Origin of the sequence: Streptomyces sp. SUK 48, from assembly GCF_009650765.1 — a bacterium.
Classification (GTDB): domain Bacteria; phylum Actinomycetota; class Actinomycetes; order Streptomycetales; family Streptomycetaceae; genus Streptomyces.
In genome coordinates, this window is record NZ_CP045740.1 from 4951955 (window position 1) to 4970986 (window position 19032).

Sequence of the window (19032 nt, forward strand, 5' to 3'; positions counted from 1 at the left end):
ATGTCCGCGACCGTGCCCGTCACCATGTCGGCGACCCTCGCCGCCGACGAGGCGCTGACCCGCCGGCGCCGCGCCGGGGAGGAGGTCCTCTCCCTGGCCGGCGGCGAGATCGGGCTGCCCGTCCTGCCCGGACTGCGCGAGCGGCTCGCCGCGGCGGCGGACCGCAACGCCTACGGGCCGGTGGCCGGGAGCGCGGCACTGCGGTCCGCCGCCGCCGGCTACTGGGAGCGGCGGGACCTGGCCGTCGATCCCGGCCTGGTGGTCTGCGGCCCGGGCAGCAAGCCGCTGCTGTTCGCCCTGCTGCTGGCCGTCGGCGGGGACGCGGTGGTGCCGGTGCCGAGCTGGGTCAGCTACGCGGCGCAGGCCCGGCTGGCCGGGGCGCGGCCGATCCCGGTGGCCACCCTGCCGGGCGAGGGCGGTGTGCCCGATCCGGCGGCGCTGCGCGAGGCGGTGCTCCTCGCCCGCGCCGCCGGGCGGGACCCGCGCTGCGTGGTGGTCACCCTGCCCGACAACCCCACGGGCACCGTCGCCACCCCGGGCACGGTCGAGCGCCTGGCGCGGGCGGCCCGCGAACTGGACCTGGTCATCGTCTCCGACGAGATCTACTGCGACCTGGTCTTCGACGCCGCCCGCCCCGCCATCTCCCCGGCCCGCTTCGCACCGGAGCGGACCGTGGTCACCACCGGCCTCACCAAGAACCTGGCACTCGGCGGCTGGCGGCTCGGTGTCGCCCGGCTGCCCGAGGGCCCGCTCGGACGCGAGGTGCACACCCGGCTGGTCGGCATCGCCAGCCAGATCTGGTCGAGCACCGCGGCCCCCGTACAGGCCGCCGCGGCCTGGGCCCTCGCCGAGCCGCCCGAGGTGGTCGCGTACGTCGGCGCCGCCCGGCGGCTGCACGAGCGGGTGGTGCGCGCCGCGGCCGGGCGGATTACCGCCGCGGGCGCCGCGCTCGCCCCGGTGCGCGCCACCTGCTACCTCTACCCGGACTTCCAGCCGCTGCGGGAACGCCTCGCCGAGGTCCACGGCGTGCACGGCGGGGACGCCCTCGCCGCCCTGCTCGCCGACCGCTACGGGGTGGGACTGCTGCCCGGCACCGCCTTCGGCGAGTCGGCGCACTGCCTGCGGGTCCGGATCGCCACCAGCCGGCTCTACGGCGAGACGGAGGCCGAGCGGCTGGCCGCCCTGGACGCCGCCGACCCCACCCGACTGCCCTGGATCAGCGCCTCCCTGGACCGCATCGCCGAGGTCCTGACCGACCTCGCCGCCTCCGACCGACCCACCCCCTGACGACGCGACCACCCCGCCCCGCAAGGAGAACCCACACCGCCATGTCCATCCTCTTCGAATGCGAGTACAAGGGTCAGCGGTACGCCGGTACCGGCATACCGGTCCCCGGTGAGACCCACGTCCTGTACCGGGTGTCCGAGGACCGGCTGCGCGCGGCCGTCATCGCGGGCGGCGGACCGGGGGCGCTCCTGTCGGCCGTGACCGAGGGCACCGAGACGGTCGAGGTGACCACCGGCGACCCCGAACTGCGCTTCCTCCCGCCGCTGTTGCCCACCAGCACCAACAACTCCCTGGTCAACGGCTTCATGGGCACCCACCGCTCCAAGTTCGACCACGACCCGGCCCCCGACCAGGAGTTCACCCCGCCGAACTACTACATCAAGGGCTTCGGCTCCTGGCTGCGCATGCCGGACGAGCCCCTGGTCACCCCGGCCGACCCCGTCTGGCTCATCGAGGAGCCGGAGATCGCCCTGGTCCACGTCAACGACGAGGACGGGGTGCCGCACTACGCCGGCTACACCTTCGGCAACGACTTCAACGACATCGGGCTGCACCTGAAGAACCCGTGGGCCTGGACGCCGTACGCCAAGCTGTGCGAGACCTCGCTGACGCCCTGGCTGTTCCTCGGCGAACCGCCGCGGACGGTGACCGGCCGGGTCACCATCGAGCGGGACGGCGCCCCGGCCTGGGAGGGCGAGTTCTCCTGCGGCGCGGACTCCCTCTACCACCGCGTCGAGGACATGGCGCGGTACATCCTGTCGTACCCGCATCTGCGCCGGCCGGGGCTGGTCAACTACCTGCTGCTCGGCGCCGACAAGGCCACGTACCACGACGGGTTCCGGATCGAGGACGGCGACCGGATGGTCATCGACGTGGCCAGCCACGGCGTCGTGCTGGCCAACCCCGTCCAGTACGGTCAGGCGGCCACCGGCGACTCGGCGCGGACGGCGTCGAGGTAGCCGGAGATGGCCTCCCGGCTGCGCAGCAGGCACTCGATCCGGTCGGTCATGCGCTGCCGCTCGGTCTCCAGGGTGGCGATCGTCTCCGGCGTCGCGTCGGAGACGTGGATGGCCCGGGGGTCGTTGATGCACGGCAGGATCTGCTTGATGATCCGCGTCGGCAGGCCGGCGTCGAGAAGCCCCCTGATCTGCAGTACCCGGTTCACACAGCCTTCGGGATAGTCCCGGTAGCCGTTCGGCGCGCGACCGGCGACGAGCAGGCCCTGCTCCTCGTAGTAGCGCAGCAGCCGACGGGGGGTTCCGGTCCGCTCGGACAGTTCACCGATCCGCATGTGACCCACCTCGATCGCAGGAGCTTGACATTCACACCAATGTGAGGGTTTGAGGATACAGTCATGTCGACATCCCAGACAGAGCTGCCGAGCGCTTCCGCTCCAGCAGCAGACAATCGGAAGCTGCCCCTTTCACCGCTTCTGGCTCTGGCCACAGCAGCCTTCATGGGGATTCTGACCGAGGCACTCCCGGCGGGCGTGCTGCCCGAGATGGCCCGTGACCTGTCGGTGAGCGAGTCCGCGATGGGCCAGGCGCTGACGGTCTACGCCATCGCCACCGGCGTCGCGGCCATCCCCCTGTCCGTCGCCACCGGCGCCTGGCGGCGCAAGAAGCTGCTGCTGCTGGCCGTGGCCGTGATCGCGGTGGCCAACCTGGTCACCGCCCTCTCCGCCAGCTACCCGCTGACGATGGCGTTCCGGCTCCTCGCCGGTGTCGCCGCGGCCGCGGTCTGGGCGGAACTCGTCGGCTACGCACGGCGTCTGGCGCCCCCGCACCTCCAGGGCAGGGCCATCGCCATCACCATGGCGGGCGTCCCGCTCGCCCTGTCGCTGGGCATCCCGCTCGGCACCTTCCTCGGCGGCCTCTTCGGCTGGCGCCTGACCTTCGGCCTGGTGACGCTGATCTCCGTGGCGCTGCTGGGCTGGATCACGGTGTCGGTGCCGGACGCCCCGGGTCAGCGGCCCGGGGTCCGCGAGCCCATCCTGAAGGCGCTGTCCCTGCCGGGCGTGGTGGCCGTCCTGTTCGTGGTCGCGGCCTACGTGCTCGCCCACAACATCCTGTACACCTACATCTCCACCTTCCTCGACGCCTACCACATGGGCGGCTCCCGCGACATCGTGCTGCTCGTCTTCGGCATCGCGTCCGTGGTGAGCATCTGGATCACCGGCGCCCTGGTCGACCGCAAGCTGCGGCAGCTGACCATCGTCAGCAGCGCCCTGTTCCTGATCGCCGCCGTCCTGCTGGGGGTGCTGGCCGGCAACGTGGTCGTGGTCTACGCGGCCATGGTGCTGTGGGGCCTGGGCTGGGGAGGCGTCACCACCCTCCTGCAGACCGCGGTCACCGACGCGGGCGGCGACCGGGGGCAGGCCCTGCTGGTCACCACCTGGAACTCGTTCATGGCCGGCGGCGGCGCGGTGGGCGGCATCCTGCTGGAGGGCCTCGGCCCCAAGTCCTTCCCGTGGAGCGTCCTCGCCCTGATGGCCCCGGTGCTCATCGTGGTGCTGGCCGCCCGCAAGCACGCCTTCCCCTCGTCCCGCCCCGGAGCCCAGTGAGGCACCGGGCGGGCCGAGCCCCCCGAGAACGCGCCGCGCACCGGGATCGGTCCACTCCATCCCCCGCCGGGACCGACCATGCGAGGCGTTGACGAAGGCCCCGTACCCGTCTCCATCGGGTACGGGGCCTTCCCGCGCGGTGCGGCCGGCGTGACGGCGCGACGGTGCGAGGGGCCGCCCCCGCGCTGTATAACGGTATACAGCGAAACCTTGACTGAATATCGGTCCGTGTTCGGTACGGCCTCGGCGCTGTACTCTCCCGGGGCGTCGAGGACAACCGAGGGGGAGTACGTGATGACCGTGACCGACAGCCCGGCCAACCGGTTGCAGGCGCTCTTCGAGGGCCACCGGCTCACACCGACCCAGCGCCGCATCGCGCACAGCATGGTGCGGCGCGCCGCCGACGTGCCCTTCCTGTCCAGCGTGGAGCTGGCCGAACTGGCCGGGGTCAGCCAGCCGTCGGTGACCCGGTTCGCGGTCGCCCTCGGCTTCGACGGCTACCCCGCGCTGCGCCGGCACCTGCGCGAGGTGGTGCCCGCCGAACCGGCCCCCGAGAACGGCGTGCACAACGAGTACCAGCTCGCCGTCGAGGCCGAGATCGAGAACCTGCGCCACCTCGCCGACCTGCTCGCCGACCCGCGTCCGGTGCAGCAGGCCGGGCGGATTCTCGCCGCCTCCCGCCCGCTGCCGGTGCTCGGCCTGCGCGCCGCCGCCTCCCAGGCGTACGGCTTCGCGTACTTCGCCGCCAAGGTCCACCCGGACGTCCGGCTGCTCGACGAGGGCGGCACGATGATCCAGGACCGCATCGACGCGGCCGTCCGCGCGGGCGCCAGTGCCCTGCTCTGCTTCGCGCTGCCCCGGCATCCGCGCGAGGTGGTCGACACCCTCGCCTACGCGCAGGGCGTCGGCCTGACCGTCGTCACCGTCGCCGACTCCGCGTTCGCGCCCGTCGCCAAGCACTCCGACCTGCTGCTGCCCGCCGCCGTCGGCACCGGACTCGCCTTCGACACCGCGTGCGCGCCGATGCTGCTGGGCCGGGTGCTGCTGGAGGCGGTCTGCGACGACCTGCCGGACGCGCAGGCCCGCCTGGAGGAGTTCGACGCCAAGGCCGCCGCCCGGGGCCTCTTCGTGGAGTGAGTCCCGCTCCGCTCAGGTCCGTCTCACGTTCGCCCGCTGACGTCCCCGCCGGACAGAGGCCGCGCGGGACTCGTGACACGGGAGGGTGACGTGGCGCGTGGAGAGCGTGGCGAAGGCAGGGAGCGCGGCGGCCGGGGACTGGCCCGGGTGGCCGTCGTCGTACGGGCGGGGAGCCGCCCCGCTGTGGTGGTCCGGGGTGGTCGCCGCGGGCGTCGGCGCCGTGCCCGGGGGATGGACGGGACACCGGATCGGGGTGCTCGCCGGGGCCGCGCTCTTCAAGTACGACGTGCTCCAGGACCGCGCGGTGACCGTGCGCAACTGGCGCCGCGGGCACCGCTGGTGGCTGGTGGCGGCCCGGGCCCCCGCGCTCGGCTCCGCCTTCGCGGTGCCGGTGGCCGGCGACGCGGCCCCGGGCGGGGCCCGCCGCCGCCGTACCGCGGCCCTCGTCCGAACGGTGAGGTCCCGGACCGGTGAGGTCCTAGACCTCCAGCTCCTCCTCGATCCGCTTGAGCTGGTGGCGGGCCATCGCCAGGTTGGCCCGGGTGGCGTCCAGGACCAGGTAGAGGAACAGGCCGTTGCCGCCGCGCCCCTTGAGCAGGCGGATCAGGTGGTACTGGTCGGAGAGCGTGATGAGGATGTCCTCGATCTCGCTCTTGATGCCCAGCATCTCCATCGTGCGCATCTTGGCCCGGATCACATCGGTGTTGCCGGCGGCGGCCACGTTCAGGTCGAAGGTCGTGCCGCCGCCCATCGTGCCCAGCGCCATCCCGCTGGTGTAGTCGACGAGCGCGACGCCGGTGGCGCCCTCGATCGAGGTCAGCGCCTCTTTGAGGGCGGTCTCGGTGTTGGCCATGTCGGGTCCTCTCAACTGTCGGTTGTGGTGCGTGCGGTGGTGGTGCGCGGGGTCCGCGTGGCGCGGGGTCGCGGGGGCGCGGCGGCCGGGCGGGCGGGCGCGTTCCGGGCGGCCTCGGCCTCGGCGGCGTCCAGGACCTCGCCGATCCGGGCGCCGGAGCGGCGGCCCTCCAGGTGCAGCCGGCCGACGTTGACCCGGTCCTGCGCGAGCAGGGTCAGTACGGCGCTGCGCCCGGCCGCGTAGGTGGCGACGTAGCCGCGCTCGCCGCGCACCAGCAGTTCCCGCAGGCCGCCGTTGCCGGTGGCGTCGGAGACCCGGACGGAGACGCCGAGCGCGGCCGCGGTGAGCGCCGCGAGCCCGTCGGGGTCGACGCCGGGCGTGTCGTGGGCGACGACGAGTCCGTCGACGCCGGCCGCGAGCGAGCCGGTGAGCTGCGGCACCCGGGTGCGCAGCCGGTGCAGCTCCTCCAGGACGGTCCCAAGGGCGTCCTCGGACACCATCAGCTCTCTCCTCTCGGCGGGGCGTGGCCGTTCAAAGGGCCTCCAGCGCATCCCTGAGCCTCTTCAGCAGCGCGATGTCGGGGTCGGTGACCGGGGGCAGCGGCGGCGGAAGGTTCCGCGCCTGCTCCGGTGCGGTCGGGGGCGGCGCCGCGGGCACGGGTACGGGTACGGCCGGCGCCAGGGGTCCGAGGTGCCCGGCCGCCGCCAGCCTGCGCACGTCGACCAGGGTGTGGAACGCCTGCCGGCCCAGCTCCCGGGCGATGTCGGCGGCCGTACGGGTGCCGTCCACGCGGTCCAGGACGGCGCGCTGGCGGGGGGCGACGGGGGTGCGGCGGGCGGGACCCGCCGGTACGCAGGGCCCGGTGTCCCGGTGGGGGAGGGGGTCCGCGCGGATCAGGGGCGCGGTGTCCGCGGCCGGGTCCGGCCACAGGCGGTGCAGTTGCAGCCGGCGGCGCAGGGTCTCGCGTTCCAGCGCGACCACCGGGACCGAGGGCAGCGGGCCGGTGCGGGGCGCGCCCTCGTAGTGGAAGCGGCCCGGGGTACTGCTCGGTGCCAGGGCGAAGTACCCGGCGTCGTACAGCGCGTCCAGATGGCACAGTTCCAGCGCGCCGGAGGGTAACAGGCCGGACTCCAGCAGGAGTTCGGCCGCGTGTAACGGGCCCTCGGCCGCGGCGGCGGCCCGCTGCCAGGCGGCGGCCGCCAGGGTGCCGTGGGCCGTGAGGAGCACGTCGAGACCCGGGGCGAGGGGACTCTCGGCGTGCACCACCCGGCCCTCGGCGAGGTACAGCGTGCCGTGCTCGCGGACCAGGACGCCGGTGGCCCGTTCCTCGGCCAGCCGGTTCAGCATCGGGGACAGCGCGCGGGCGGCGGCCTTGTCCCGCACCGGCAGCGGCGGCGGCGTACGGACCATGGTCATCCCAGCACCAGGCGGGCGGCCATCTCGCCGAGCCGGATGCGGGCGAGCGCGAGATTGCCCTCCTCGCGCCCCAGCCACAGATGCAGGAACACGCTGCTGTCGAAGGACGTGTCGATGAATCGCAGCAGGTGGTAGCTGTCCGCGTTGCTGACGATCACGTCCTCCACCGGGGGGCGGTCCTGCCGCCGGGCCGTGAACGTGCCGTGCTCCGCGGCCAGCCGGGCCAGTTCGGCGGCCTCGGCGGCGGCCGTCTCGTGGTCGCCGCCGGGCGCCTCACCGGCCGTGCCGAGCGCGAGGCCGCTCGTCCAGTCCACCAGCGCGGCACCCCGGGCACCGGGCAATCGCATCGCTTCCAGCAGGCACTCGTCGATTCCGGGCACCGCGTGGCTCCCCTCCCGCCTGGGACTCCGGATGAGTGACCCTGACACTACGCAACGTGTGGGGGAGGGGTGAGCCGTTTGGCATTTTCCAGTGGAACATGCGTCCGGCGGACTAGAGTTGGTCAACTGACCCGTGTGTCAGCGGAGTTGATCCATTTGTTCGAATGGAGCGGGGGCGCGTCAACGGCTCCCGGGTGCACGCAGGGTGGTGAGCGCCGAAGCCTGCGCGCCCCCGGACTCCGCCACCACCTCCGCGACCGTCTGCGGCTCCCGCACGGTGGCGAAGGCCACGCCGCCCGCGCCGTCCGGCGCGAAGCCGTGAATTCCGGGCCGGGTGAGGGAGTTGTAGGCGTAGTGGTGCGCGAAGTAGTACGCGCCCGTGTCCAGCGCCGCCGCGTAGTCCCCCTGCTCCAGCGGGGGCAGTGCGCGCCCCTCGGCCAGCAGGTCGCCCGCGAAGCAGGCCGGGCCCGCCACGTCCTGCACCACCTCGGGCCCCGGCTTCGGCCGGCCCTTGGCGTCGTACGCGGCGATCCGCAGCGGCCACGCCGCCGGCGCGTACACCGTCCGCGTCGCCACCTGCACGCCCGCGTGCGTCACCGCGATCCGCCGGCCGCCCGAGCGCTTGGCGTACTCCACCCGCGCCACCACCGTGCCGTGCTTGGCCAGCAGCGACCGCCCGAACTCGGTCACCAGCCCGTACCGCCCCGCGCGCAGCCCCGGCACCACCTCGGCCAGCAGCCGGGCGTACCGCCCGTACGACGGGTCCGTCGCCTCGCCCGCGAAGTTCACCGGCAGGCCGCCGCCGATGTCGAGCGTGTCGATCTGCCGCCGCCCCACCCGCGCGTTGATCTCCTCCGCCAGCGCGTACGTCTCCGCCACGCCCCGCGCCAGCAGCTCCAGCGGAATGCCCTGCGAGCCGGTGTGCGCGTGCAGCCGGGTCAGCCACGGCCGCCGCGCGTACGCCGCCACGACCCACTCGCGCGCCCCCTCGTCGCGCAGCGCCACCCCGAACTTCGAGGTCTCGGTCGCCGTCGACGTCGCCCCGATGCTGCCGCCGCCGATCTGCGGGTTGACCCGGATGCCGACCGGGGAGTCGGTCGGCGCGGACCGCACCAGGGCGTCCAGGCGGTCCAGCTCCTGCGGGTTGTCCGCGTTCACCGCGATGCCCAGCGCCAGCGCCTCGCGCAGTTCCGCCGGGGTCTTGGCGGGCGAGTCCAGCACGGTCCGCGCCGCCGGTACGCCGGCCGCGCGCGCCAGCGCCAGCTCGCCCGGGCTCGCCACCTCGGCGCCGATGCCCTCCTCGTGCAGCAGGCGCACCACCGGCACCAGCGGGGACGCCTTCACCGCGAACGCGTGCAGCACCGGGGTGCCGGGCGCGAGGACCGCCTCGAACGCCGCCCGCAGCGCCGCCGCCGACTCCCGGATGCCCCGCGCGTCGAGCAGCCCCACCACCGCCGTGTCCGGGCCCAGCAGGCCCTGCTCCACGGCGGCGCGCACCGCCTCGTCCCGGCGCGCGGACCGCTCCCGCGCCTCGGTCTCGACCTCGTGGTCCACCGCGATTCCCTCCTGTCGGACGTCAGCTGCTTCCAGCCAAACACCCAGGACGCGCGGACGGGGCCGCCCCGATGTATTGACTAGTTCTATTCATGCAGCCAGGATGTGAATAGACGTAGCAACAGCAGGAGGCAGACGATGTCGGGACCCCGCCCCGTACGAGCACCGCGCGGCACGGAACTCAGCGCCCTGGGCTGGCAGCAGGAGGCCGCCCTGCGCATGCTCCAGAACAACCTCGACCCCGAGGTGGCCGAGCACCCCGACAAGCTCGTCGTCTACGGCGGCACCGGCAAGGCCGCCCGCGACTGGCGTTCCTTCGACGCGATGGTGCGCACCCTGCGCACCCTCAAGCAGGACGAGACCATGCTGGTCCAGTCCGGCCGCCCGGTCGGCGTGATGCAGACCCACGAGTGGGCGCCGCGCGTCCTCATCGCCAACTCCAACCTGGTCGGCGACTGGGCCAACTGGGAGGAGTTCCGCCGCCTGGAGGCCCTCGGCCTGACCATGTACGGCCAGATGACCGCCGGCTCCTGGATCTACATCGGCACCCAGGGCATCCTTCAGGGCACCTACGAGACCTTCGCCGCCGTCGCCGCGAAGAAGTTCAACGGCACCCTCGCCGGGACCATCACCCTCACCGCGGGCCTCGGCGGCATGGGCGGCGCCCAGCCGCTCGCCGTCACCATGAACGACGGCGTCGCCCTCTGCATCGACTGCGACCCGCGCGCCATCGAGCGCCGCATCGAGCACCGCTACCTGGACGTCAAGGCCGACAGCGTCGACCACGCCCTCCAGCTCGCGACCGAGGCCCGCGACGCCCGCCGCCCGCTGTCCATCGGCGTCCTCGGCAACGCGGCCGAGCTGGTCCCGCAGCTGCTCGCGATGAACGCCCCCATCGACATCGTCACCGACCAGACCTCCGCCCACGACCCGCTGGCCTACCTGCCGGTCGGCGTCGCCTTCGAGGACATGGCCGACGCCGCCGCGAAGGACCCGGCCGGGTTCACCACGCGGGCCCGCGAGTCGATGGCCAGGCACGTGGAGGCCATGGTCGGCTTCATGGACGCCGGCGCCGAGGTCTTCGACTACGGCAACTCCATCCGCGGCGAGGCCCAGCTCGCCGGGTACGACCGCGCGTTCGCCTTCCCCGGCTTCGTGCCCGCCTACATCCGGCCGCTGTTCTGCGAGGGCAAGGGCCCCTTCCGCTGGGCCGCGCTGTCCGGCGAGGCGGCGGACATCGCCAAGACCGACAAGGCGCTCCTCGACCTCTTCCCCGAGAACGAGTCCCTGGCCCGCTGGATCAAGATGGCCGGCGAGCGGGTGCACTTCCAGGGCCTGCCCGCGCGCATCTGCTGGCTCGGCTACGGCGAGCGGGACAAGGCCGGCGAGCGGTTCAACGACATGGTCGCCTCCGGTGAGCTGGCCGCGCCGCTCGCCATCGGCCGCGACCACCTCGACTGCGGTTCCGTCGCCTCGCCGTACCGCGAGACCGAGGCCATGCTCGACGGGTCCGACGCGATCGCCGACTGGCCGCTGCTGAACGCCATGGTCAACGTGGCCTCGGGCGCGTCCTGGGTCTCCCTCCACCACGGCGGCGGCGTGGGCATGGGCCGGTCCATCCACGCCGGCCAGGTCACCGTCGCCGACGGCACCAAGCTCGGCGGCGAGAAGATCCGCCGCGTGCTCACCAACGACCCGGGCATGGGTGTCATCCGCCACGTGGACGCCGGGTACGACATCGCGGAGTCCGTCGCCGCGGAGCGCGGGGTCCGGGTGCCGATGCGCGAGGGTGACGAGGCGTGACACACGGGTTGAGCGGGCGCGGCGACGCCTCGGCAACGGCCGAGGGTCCGCCCTCGGCCGCGGGCCGGCCCGGCTCCTCCTTCCAGGAGATGTGGCGGGAGCTGCTGCCGATCGGCCGCGACGCGGACTCCGGTGGATACCGGCGCTTCGCCTGGAGCGGGCCGGACGCCGAGTGCCGGGCGTGGTTCAAGGAGCAGGCCGAGGGCCGCGGGCTGGCCTACGAGGTCGACCGCAACGGGAACCAGTGGGCCTGGCTCGGCGACCCCGCCGCCGGGGACGCCGTGGTCACCGGCTCGCACCTGGACTCGGTGCCGGACGGCGGGGCCTTCGACGGGCCCCTCGGGGTGGTGTCCTCCTTCGCCGCCCTCGACGAACTGCTGCGCAGGGGAGCGCGGTTCGCCAAGCCCCTCGCGATCGTCAACTTCGGCGACGAGGAGGGTGCCCGGTTCGGCCTCGCCTGCGTCGGCTCCCGGCTGACCTCGGGCGCGCTGACCGTCGCGGACGCCCACCGGCTCACCGACGGGGACGGCGTCAGCCTGCCCCGCGCCATGGCGGCCGCCGGATACGACCCGGAGGCCATCGGGCCCGACCCCGAGCGGCTGGCCCGGATCGGCGCCTTCGTCGAGCTGCACGTCGAACAGGGCCGCGCGCTGGACCTGTCCGGCGACCGGATGGGCATCGCCAGCGCCATCTGGCCGCACGGCCGCTGGCGGTTCGACTTCCGGGGCGAGGCCAACCACGCCGGCACCACCCGGCTCACTGACCGCCACGACCCGATGCTGTCCTACGCCGAGACCGTGCTCGCCGCCCGCCGTGAGGCCGAACTCGCCGGTGCCGTCGCCACCTTCGGGAAGATCGCGGTGGACCCGAACGGCGTCAACGCGATCCCCTCGCGGGTGCGCGGCTGGCTCGACTCCCGCGCCGCCGACCAGGAGACCCTGGACACGGTGGTCGGCGGCATCGAGAAGGCGGCCCGGGAGTACGCGGACGCGCACGGCGTGGACCTCGACGTCGTACGGGAGTCCTTCACGCCCGTCGTGGAGTTCGACCACGCGCTGCGTGACGAACTCGGCCGCATCCTGGGCCGGGACACCGGCCTCACCGTGCCCGTCCTCGGCACCGGCGCCGGACACGACGCCGGAATCCTCTCGGGGAGCATCCCCACCGCCATGCTGTTCGTGCGCAACCCCACCGGCGTCTCGCACTCCCCGGCCGAGTCCGCGGCCGAGGACGACTGCGTGGCCGGGGTGGCGGCGCTCGCCGACGTACTGGAAGGGCTGGCCTGTTGACCAGGGCGACGTACTGGCTGGAGCACGCCTGGCTCGGCGACCGTGTCGAGCCGGGGGTGCTGGTCGAGACCGCGGACGGGCGGATCGGTGCCGTGCGCACCCAGGTGCCCGTCCCGCCGCCGGGTGCCGAGGCACTGCGCGGACTCACCCTCCCGGGGCTGGCGAACGCCCACAGCCACGCCTTCCACCGGGCCCTGCGCGGCACCGTCCAGGTCGGCTCCGGCACCTTCTGGACCTGGCGCGAGGTGATGTACTCCGTCGCCGACCGGCTGACCCCGGACACCTACCACGCGCTCGCCCGCGCGGTGTACGCCGAGATGGCGCTGGCCGGCATCACCTGCGTCGGCGAGTTCCACTACGTGCACCACGCCCGCGGCGGCACCCCCTACGCCGACCCCAACGCCATGGGCGAGGCGCTGATCGCGGCCGCCGCCGAGGCGGGCATCCGGATCACCCTCCTGGACACCTGCTATCTCGCGGCCGGTTTCGACCAGGCGCCCAACGCCCACCAGGTCCGCTTCTCCGACGGCAGCGCGGAGGCATGGGCCGAACGCTGTGCAGTTCTCAAGGAACGGGATCACGCACGGATCGGGGCGGCGATCCACTCCGTACGGGCCGTGCCCGCCGCCCAGCTGGCGACCGTGGCCCGCTGGGCCGAGGAGCGGCGGGCCCCGCTGCACGTCCACCTCTCGGAGCAGACCGCCGAGAACGACGCCTGCCTCGCCGCGCACGGCCGCACCCCCACCCGGCTGCTCGCCGACCACGGCGTCCTCGGGCCGCGCACCACCGGGGTGCACAACACCCACCTCACCGACGAGGACATCGCCCTGCTCGGCGGCTCGCGCACCGGCACCTGCATGTGCCCGACCACCGAACGGGACCTCGCCGACGGCATCGGCCCGGCCGTCGCCCTCCAGCGGGCCGGCTCCCCGCTCTCCCTCGGCTCCGACAGCCACGCCGTCGTCGACCTGCTCGAAGAGGCGCGTGCCATGGAGCTGAACGAGCGGCTGCGCAGCCGCACCCGGGGCCACTGGACGGCCGCCGCCCTGCTGCGGGCCGCCACCGCCGACGGGCACGCCGCCCTCGGCTGGGACGAGGCCGGCCGGATCGAACCGGGCGCGCTCGCCGACCTGACGACGATCGCCCTGGACTCGGTCAGGACCGCGGGCCCCGAGCCCCGGCTGGGCGCCGAGACGGCCGTATTCGCGGCGGGCGCGGCCGATGTACGGCATACGGTCGTGGGCGGCCGGCAGGTCGTGCGCGACGGCGCGCACACGCTCGTACCGGATGTGCCCCGCGCGCTGGCCGACGCCGTCGAAGCCCTGCGCTGACCGCGCCGACCCCCATCGCCCCCACGAGGACGCCACCATGAGCAGCAGCACCGTCATCACCAACATCGCCGCACTGGTCACCAACGATCCCTCCCTCGGTGACAACTCCCCCCTCGGTCTGATCCAGGACGCGGCCGTCGTCATCGAGGGCGACCGCGTCACGTGGACCGGTGAGGCAAGCAAAGCACCCGCCACTGACAATCGGGTCGACGCGGGCGGCCGGGCGGTGCTGCCGGGGTTCGTGGACTCCCACTCCCACCTGGTCTTCGCGGGGGACCGCACCCAGGAGTTCAACGCCCGGATGTCCGGCCGCGCCTACTCGGCGGGCGGCATCCGCACCACCGTCGCCGCCACCCGCGCCGCGAGCGACGCGGACCTCGCGGCCAACCTGACCCGCTACCTGGCCGAGGCGCTGCGGCAGGGCACCACCACCTTCGAGACCAAGTCGGGCTACGGCCTGACCGTCGAGGACGAGGCCCGCGCCCTGCGCATCGCCGCCGAGCACACCGACGAGGTGACGTACCTCGGCGCGCACATCGTCTCCCCGGACTACGCCGACGACCCGGCCGGCTACGTCGCCCTGGTCACCGGCGAGATGCTGGACGCCTGCGCGCCGCACGCCCGCTGGATCGACGTGTTCTGCGAGAAGGGCGCCTTCGACGGCGACCAGGCCCGCGCGATCCTCACCGCGGGCAAGGCGAAGGGCCTGCACCCGCGCATCCACGCCAACCAGCTCTCCTACGGCCCCGGCGTGCAGCTGGCCGTCGAACTGGACGCGGCCAGCGCCGACCACTGCACCCACCTCACGGACGCGGACGTCGACGCCCTGGCGAGCGGGGCCACGGTCGCCACGCTGCTGCCCGGCGCCGAGTTCTCCACCCGCGCCGAGTGGCCCGACGCCCGCCGGCTGCTGGACGCGGGAGTCACCGTCGCCCTGTCCACGGACTGCAACCCGGGCTCGTCGTTCACCTCCTCCGTGCCCTTCTGCATCGCCCTGGCCGTGCGCGACATGGGCATGACCCCCGACGAGGCGGTCTGGTCCGCCACGGCGGGCGGCGCGGCGGCCCTGCGCCGCACCGACATCGGCCGCCTCGCCCCCGGCGCCCGCGCCGACCTGACCCTGCTCGACGCCCCCAGCCATGTGCACCTCGCCTACCGGCCGGGCGTGCCCCTGGTCAGCGGGGTGTGGCGGAGCGGCGTACGGGTGGTGTGAGGCCCCAGGCACGCCGAAGCGGCCCGGACGGGGAGTCCGGGCCGCTTCGGCGGGTGCGGGGGGAGGGGGGACGGCCGGAGACCGTCGTCCCCGGGGTCACTCCTCCACCGTGAGTCCCTTGCGCAGCCGTACCAGCGTGCGGGACAGGAGACGGGACACGTGCATCTGGGAGATGCCCAGCTCCTCGCCGATCTCCGACTGGGTCATGTTGGCCACGAACCGCAGGGAGAGGATCTGCCGGTCGCGCTGGGGCAGCCCGGCGATCAGGGGCTTGAGCGACTCGATGTACTCGATGCCCTCGATCCCGTGGTCCTCGTACCCGATGCGGTCCGCGAGCGCGCCCTCGGTCTCGTCCTCCTCGGGCTGGGCGTCCAGCGACGAGGCGGTGTACGCGTTCGAGGCGGCCATGCCCTCGACGACCTCGTCCTTCGAGATGCCCAGGCGCTCGGCCAGCTCCGCCACGGTCGGCGAGCGGTCCAGCTTCTGGGCCAGCTCGTCCCCGGCCTTCGCCAGGTCCAGACGCAGCTCCTGGAGCCGGCGCGGGACGCGCACGGACCACGAGGTGTCGCGGAAGAACCGCTTGATCTCGCCGATGATGGTCGGCATCGCGAAAGTGGGGAACTCGACACCGCGAGACAGCTCGAAGCGGTCGATCGCCTTGATCAGGCCGATGGTGCCGACCTGGATGATGTCCTCCATCGGCTCACTGCGGGAGCGGAAGCGGGAGGCGGCGAACTTGACGAGCGCGAGGTTCAGCTCGACGAGGGTGTTGCGCACGTACGCGTACTCGTGCGTCCCCTCCTCCAGCGTCTGCAGGCGCCCGAAGAGGGTCTTGGACAGGGCCCGCGCGTCGACGGGGCCGACCTCGTCGTACGGGGGGATCTCCGGGAGTCCCTCGAAGGGGTCATGGAGATCGATGGGATGATCCAGTGGTACCGGTGGGGGTGTCGACGTCGCGATCGGGGTAGGCGAGGCGTCGAGCCGGGCTGACATGGGTGTCCTCCATCGTTCTCGGCATACGGCTGCCGAAGCCATCAGGTGCACTACGGAGTGCGGCGCCTCCAAAGCCGGCGTGTAGAAGTACGTGTCGTACTAGCCCTATCGGCTTTGCATGAGCGATCGCAAGTGCGTTCTGTTCAGGTATGTCCGATTATGTGAGGTTGTTCGGGTGCCAGACCGCGCCAGGAAGGCGTAATGTTCGAGGGCATCAGCAAGCCACGACCTCGGGAGAGAGACGGCATGGACCACGGGATGGTCGGCAGCGCACAGTCGGGCCGGCTTCTGGTGGAGGTGCGTGAAGCGGGCGCCAGCGCGGTTGTCACACCGGCGGGTGAGCTTGACCACCACACCGCCGATCTGCTGCGCGAACCCCTCGACGACCTCCTTGGCAAGGGATTCTCGCGGCTCGTGGTGGACTGCTCGCGCCTGGAGTTCTGCGACTCCACGGGGCTGAACGTCCTGCTCGGAGCCCGCTTGAAGGCGGAGGCCGCCGGTGGCGGCGTCCATCTGGCGGGAATGCAGCCGGTAGTCGCTCGCGTGTTCGAGATCACCGGAGCCGAGGCGGTCTTCACCGTCCACGGCTCCGTCGCGGACGCGCTGGCCGGGGAGGACGGCGGCACCGGCTGAGCCCGCGATCGTGCGCGGCCGGGTGCGGGACGGCTCCCTCGCTCCTGCCCTCATGGCCCCCGAAGTCTCGGGGGATCCCGGGGGTCCCGTGCATCCCACGGAAGACGGGGGGTGTTCCGGCGCCCGGGTCGGGCAGGAGAGATGCTGACGAACCTCCACCGTCAAGGCGGCGTCGCCGCACTCCGGGTGTGACATACCCGTGGGTGTGCGACAGGCTCGAACGGGCAGGAACCTGCCCGGACGGGACAGCCGCGAACAGGAGTGCGAGGCGTCACGCGACGGGCGGACGGGGGCTGATGTGTGGATGACGGGACGTACGACGGGGCGGTGCTGCCGCCGGAGGACGGACCGGCCGGTGCTGGGGAGCACCGGACTGTTTAATCGTGAACTTGGTGATTCGGTGAGGTGAAGCGCTGATGAGCACCACCCGGCCCTACCCGCCGGGCGACCGCGGCCATGAGCCCAGCGGCGCTTCCGGGGTGTCCGGGTCCTCCGGGGAGGACGCGCCGGCCGGCGCTGCGATGGCGTCCGTGACGGGCGCGGCCGCCTCGGCCGCGCCGCCGTCCCTGGCGGACACCGGCGGCATGGAGACGGCGCGGGGCCGGCAGGTCCGCAGACTCGGCCTCGAAGGGGCCAGTGGCGTCGTCCCGATGGCCCGCGACTTCACCCGGCAGGCGCTGTACGACTGGGGCTGGCTGCCCGCCGCGGGCGCGGACCAGCGGGCCGCGGCGGAGGACGTGCTGCTCGTCGTCTCCGAGCTCGTCACCAACGCCTGCCTGCACGCCGAGGGCCCCGACGAGCTGGCCCTCGCCTGCGACAACAAGGTGATCCGCCTGGAGGTCACCGACCGCGGCGCCGGCCAGCCGACCCCCCGCACCCCGCATCGCGCAGGCCGCCCCGGCGGCCACGGCATGTTCATCGTCCAGCGCCTGTGCCTGGACTGGGGCGTGGTGCGCGCCCAGGACCGCCCCGGCAAGACGGTGTGGGCGGAACTGGGCGCCGCCCCGGCCTGACGACGCCGCCCGGCCCACCAGGCGGCCCCGACCCAGGGGCCGCCGCCCGGCCCGCGTGATCCCGGTGTGCTGCTTTGGCCGGTCCCGCGTGATCCCGGTGTGCTGCTCTGACCGGTCCCGCGTGATCCCGGCCTGCCGCTCTGACCGGTCTGCGTGATCCCGGCCTGCCGCTCTGACCGGTCTGCGTGATCCCGGCCGCTGCGTCGGCCGGCCCGTGCGATGCGCGGGCGCCCGGTTGCCGCTCTCGGTTCGCGCGCCCGCGCGCACGACCGTCACGCCGAAAGATCCCGCGCGCCCGACGGTCGTCCCGGACGCCCGTAGACGCCCCCGCTCGCCGCGTCCGCCGCTTCGGTCGGCTCGCGTGATGTTCTGGGGCCTGGCCTGCTCCCGGCCCGGGGTGGGCCCCTGTGTCCGGCGGGGCCGGGCGGTCGTCGTCCCGGGAGAGTCTCGCGTTTCCAGTGCTGCCTTCGCTCTGGTGGTTCGTCGGGGCTCCCGTGTGCCTGGCGGTCGCTTCGGGCGCTCGTGCGCGCCCCCGGTCGCCTCGCCCGCCGCTTCGGTCGGCTCACGGGAGGTCTGGAGCGCGGCCTTCCTCCTGATGGGCCCTCGCGCCCCGAGCGCCCGCGCACCACCCCCGTCGCCCCGTCCGCCCGCACCGCTTCACCCCTCACCCCCCACACAACCCCGCCGGTACGTGTCTTCCTTCCTCGGGGTCCCGGGCGTACCTTGACGGCTGACCTGATGCTCCGTCAGGAAACTGCCGGGAACGAATTGGGGTGGACCGATCGTGTCGTACCCGAAACGAACCGCCGCGTTCGCGTCCGCCGCGGCGCTGGCCGGGGCGGCCGTGGTGCTGACCGCGCCGGCCGCGCAGGCCGACGTGGTCGACGTCAACTACAAGTGTGAGACGCCGATCGGCGTCAAGAGCGCCGTCTCGCCGATCGACATCAAGGGCGTCCGGAGCGGCGCGGGTTACAAGGTCACGATGTCCTGGCAGAAGGGCGTCTCCTCCAGCCCCGTCGAACTGGGCAAGGGCGCGATGAGCCCGAGCGCCACCATCAGGCTCGGCGGCGCCGACAGCGGCACGCTCCCGGTGAGCGGGCCGCCCAACGCCGCCGCGATCCCCGCCAACACCCCCATCAAGATCAGCGACTTGAGCGGCACCTACACGCCCAGGAAGTCCGGCAAGGTCACCTTCACCGCGGGCACGCTCACCATCAAGGCGCTCGGTACGACGACGACCTGTACTCCCACCAACAACCCGGGCCCCTCCCTGACGCTGAACGTGACCGCGGCGGGCGACGGTTCGACCGGCGGCTCCTCCAGCACCGGCGGCTCCTCCTCCGGCACCGGCTCCTCCTCCGGCTCCGCGCCCGGCGGCACCCTCCCGCAGACCGGCCCCGACGACTCCGCCCTCGCCCTCGGCACCCTCGGCGGCACCGTGCTCCTCGCCGGCGCCGCGGGCATCCTCTGGCTGACCCGGCGCGGCCCCGCCGTACGTCGCTGACTCCGCCGCCGCACACCGCCGTTCGCCGACGTCCGCCGCCGAAACCCGGTCACCAGCGCTGGA

17 protein-coding genes and 2 pseudogenes are annotated in these 19032 nt (G+C 73.6%); 12 read left to right on the forward strand and 7 right to left on the reverse strand.

What is annotated here, in order from left to right:
• Both GHR20_RS21720 and GHR20_RS21725 read left to right on the forward strand, forming a co-directional pair.
• Positions 1 to 1287 (forward strand): pyridoxal phosphate-dependent aminotransferase, encoded by a 1287-nt coding sequence (locus GHR20_RS21720; protein WP_243878103.1) that lies wholly within the window; start codon positions 1 to 3, stop codon positions 1285 to 1287.
• Between the two features lie 41 nt (positions 1288 to 1328).
• Positions 1329 to 2246 carry a fumarylacetoacetate (FAA) hydrolase gene (locus GHR20_RS21725; protein WP_153814124.1) on the forward strand — a complete coding sequence of 306 codons (918 nt, stop codon included), beginning with the start codon at positions 1329 to 1331 and terminating at the stop codon, positions 2244 to 2246.
• Here the strand turns inward: GHR20_RS21725 and GHR20_RS21730 are convergent.
• Positions 2204 to 2578 (reverse strand): MerR family transcriptional regulator, encoded by a 375-nt coding sequence (locus GHR20_RS21730; protein ID WP_148027079.1) that lies wholly within the window; start codon positions 2576 to 2578, stop codon positions 2204 to 2206. The two genes, GHR20_RS21725 and GHR20_RS21730, sit on opposite strands and share 43 nt — an antisense overlap.
• A 63-nt stretch (positions 2579 to 2641) precedes the next feature.
• On the opposite strand from GHR20_RS21730, the gene GHR20_RS21735 reads away from it, so the two are divergent.
• The 3 genes and pseudogenes from GHR20_RS21735 to GHR20_RS37645 form a co-directional block, all read left to right on the forward strand.
• Positions 2642 to 3850 carry an MFS transporter gene (locus GHR20_RS21735; protein WP_111585905.1) on the forward strand — a complete coding sequence of 403 codons (1209 nt, stop codon included), beginning with the start codon at positions 2642 to 2644 and terminating at the stop codon, positions 3848 to 3850.
• Between the two features lie 294 nt (positions 3851 to 4144).
• On the forward strand, positions 4145 to 4987 hold the full coding sequence (locus GHR20_RS21740; RefSeq protein WP_181516601.1) for a MurR/RpiR family transcriptional regulator: 843 nt from the start codon (positions 4145 to 4147) through the stop codon (positions 4985 to 4987).
• Positions 4988 to 5134: 147 nt separating this feature from the next.
• A pseudogene (locus GHR20_RS37645) lies at positions 5135 to 5387 on the forward strand (hypothetical protein); the annotation flags it as partial.
• Positions 5388 to 5465: 78 nt separating this feature from the next.
• On the opposite strand, the gene GHR20_RS21750 reads toward GHR20_RS37645, so the two are convergent.
• The 5 genes from GHR20_RS21750 to GHR20_RS21770 form a co-directional block, all read right to left on the reverse strand.
• Positions 5466 to 5840 (reverse strand): hypothetical protein, encoded by a 375-nt coding sequence (locus GHR20_RS21750; RefSeq protein WP_111585903.1) that lies wholly within the window; start codon positions 5838 to 5840, stop codon positions 5466 to 5468.
• Positions 5841 to 5851: 11 nt separating this feature from the next.
• Positions 5852 to 6340, reverse strand: coding sequence for a roadblock/LC7 domain-containing protein (locus tag GHR20_RS21755; protein WP_111585902.1), 489 nt, complete (start codon positions 6338 to 6340; stop codon positions 5852 to 5854).
• Between the two features lie 31 nt (positions 6341 to 6371).
• Positions 6372 to 7256 carry a transcriptional regulator gene (locus tag GHR20_RS21760; RefSeq protein WP_153814125.1) on the reverse strand — a complete coding sequence of 295 codons (885 nt, stop codon included), beginning with the start codon at positions 7254 to 7256 and terminating at the stop codon, positions 6372 to 6374.
• Positions 7253 to 7636 carry a hypothetical protein gene (locus GHR20_RS21765; protein ID WP_111585900.1) on the reverse strand — a complete coding sequence of 128 codons (384 nt, stop codon included), beginning with the start codon at positions 7634 to 7636 and terminating at the stop codon, positions 7253 to 7255. The genes GHR20_RS21760 and GHR20_RS21765 overlap by 4 nt, the downstream gene beginning before the upstream one ends.
• Positions 7637 to 7816: 180 nt before the next feature.
• Positions 7817 to 9190, reverse strand: a complete 1374-nt coding sequence (locus tag GHR20_RS21770) for a diaminopimelate decarboxylase (RefSeq protein WP_243878104.1) — start codon at positions 9188 to 9190, stop codon at positions 7817 to 7819.
• Between the two features lie 138 nt (positions 9191 to 9328).
• On the opposite strand from GHR20_RS21770, the pseudogene hutU reads away from it, so the two are divergent.
• The 4 genes and pseudogenes from hutU to hutI form a co-directional block, all read left to right on the forward strand.
• A pseudogene (gene hutU, locus GHR20_RS21775) lies at positions 9329 to 10990 on the forward strand (urocanate hydratase); the annotation flags it as partial.
• 92 nt (positions 10991 to 11082) lie between these two features.
• Positions 11083 to 12282 carry an allantoate amidohydrolase gene (locus GHR20_RS21780; RefSeq protein ID WP_243878389.1) on the forward strand — a complete coding sequence of 400 codons (1200 nt, stop codon included), beginning with the start codon at positions 11083 to 11085 and terminating at the stop codon, positions 12280 to 12282.
• A complete protein-coding gene (locus GHR20_RS21785) occupies positions 12279 to 13613 on the forward strand; it encodes a formimidoylglutamate deiminase (protein WP_153814127.1) in 1335 nt (444 codons plus the stop codon). Before GHR20_RS21780 ends, GHR20_RS21785 begins: the two co-directional genes overlap by 4 nt.
• A gap of 37 nt (positions 13614 to 13650) precedes the next feature.
• On the forward strand, positions 13651 to 14826 hold the full coding sequence (gene hutI / locus GHR20_RS21790) for an imidazolonepropionase (RefSeq protein ID WP_153814128.1): 1176 nt from the start codon (positions 13651 to 13653) through the stop codon (positions 14824 to 14826).
• A gap of 96 nt (positions 14827 to 14922) precedes the next feature.
• Here the strand turns inward: hutI and GHR20_RS21795 are convergent, their stop codons facing one another.
• The gene (locus tag GHR20_RS21795) at positions 14923 to 15819 is read right to left on the reverse strand and encodes an RNA polymerase sigma factor SigF (protein WP_153814129.1); all 897 of its coding nucleotides are present in this window, start codon (positions 15817 to 15819) and stop codon (positions 14923 to 14925) included.
• Positions 15820 to 16065: 246 nt separating this feature from the next.
• On the opposite strand from GHR20_RS21795, the gene GHR20_RS21800 reads away from it, so the two are divergent.
• From GHR20_RS21800 to GHR20_RS21810, 3 genes are all read left to right on the forward strand, one after another.
• A complete protein-coding gene (locus GHR20_RS21800) occupies positions 16066 to 16452 on the forward strand; it encodes an STAS domain-containing protein (protein ID WP_111585893.1) in 387 nt (128 codons plus the stop codon).
• A gap of 416 nt (positions 16453 to 16868) precedes the next feature.
• A complete protein-coding gene (locus tag GHR20_RS21805; protein WP_148027084.1) occupies positions 16869 to 17465 on the forward strand; it encodes an ATP-binding protein in 597 nt (198 codons plus the stop codon).
• A gap of 784 nt (positions 17466 to 18249) precedes the next feature.
• On the forward strand, positions 18250 to 18969 hold the full coding sequence (locus tag GHR20_RS21810; protein ID WP_153814130.1) for an LPXTG cell wall anchor domain-containing protein: 720 nt from the start codon (positions 18250 to 18252) through the stop codon (positions 18967 to 18969).
• Positions 18970 to 19032: the final 63 nt, after the last annotated feature.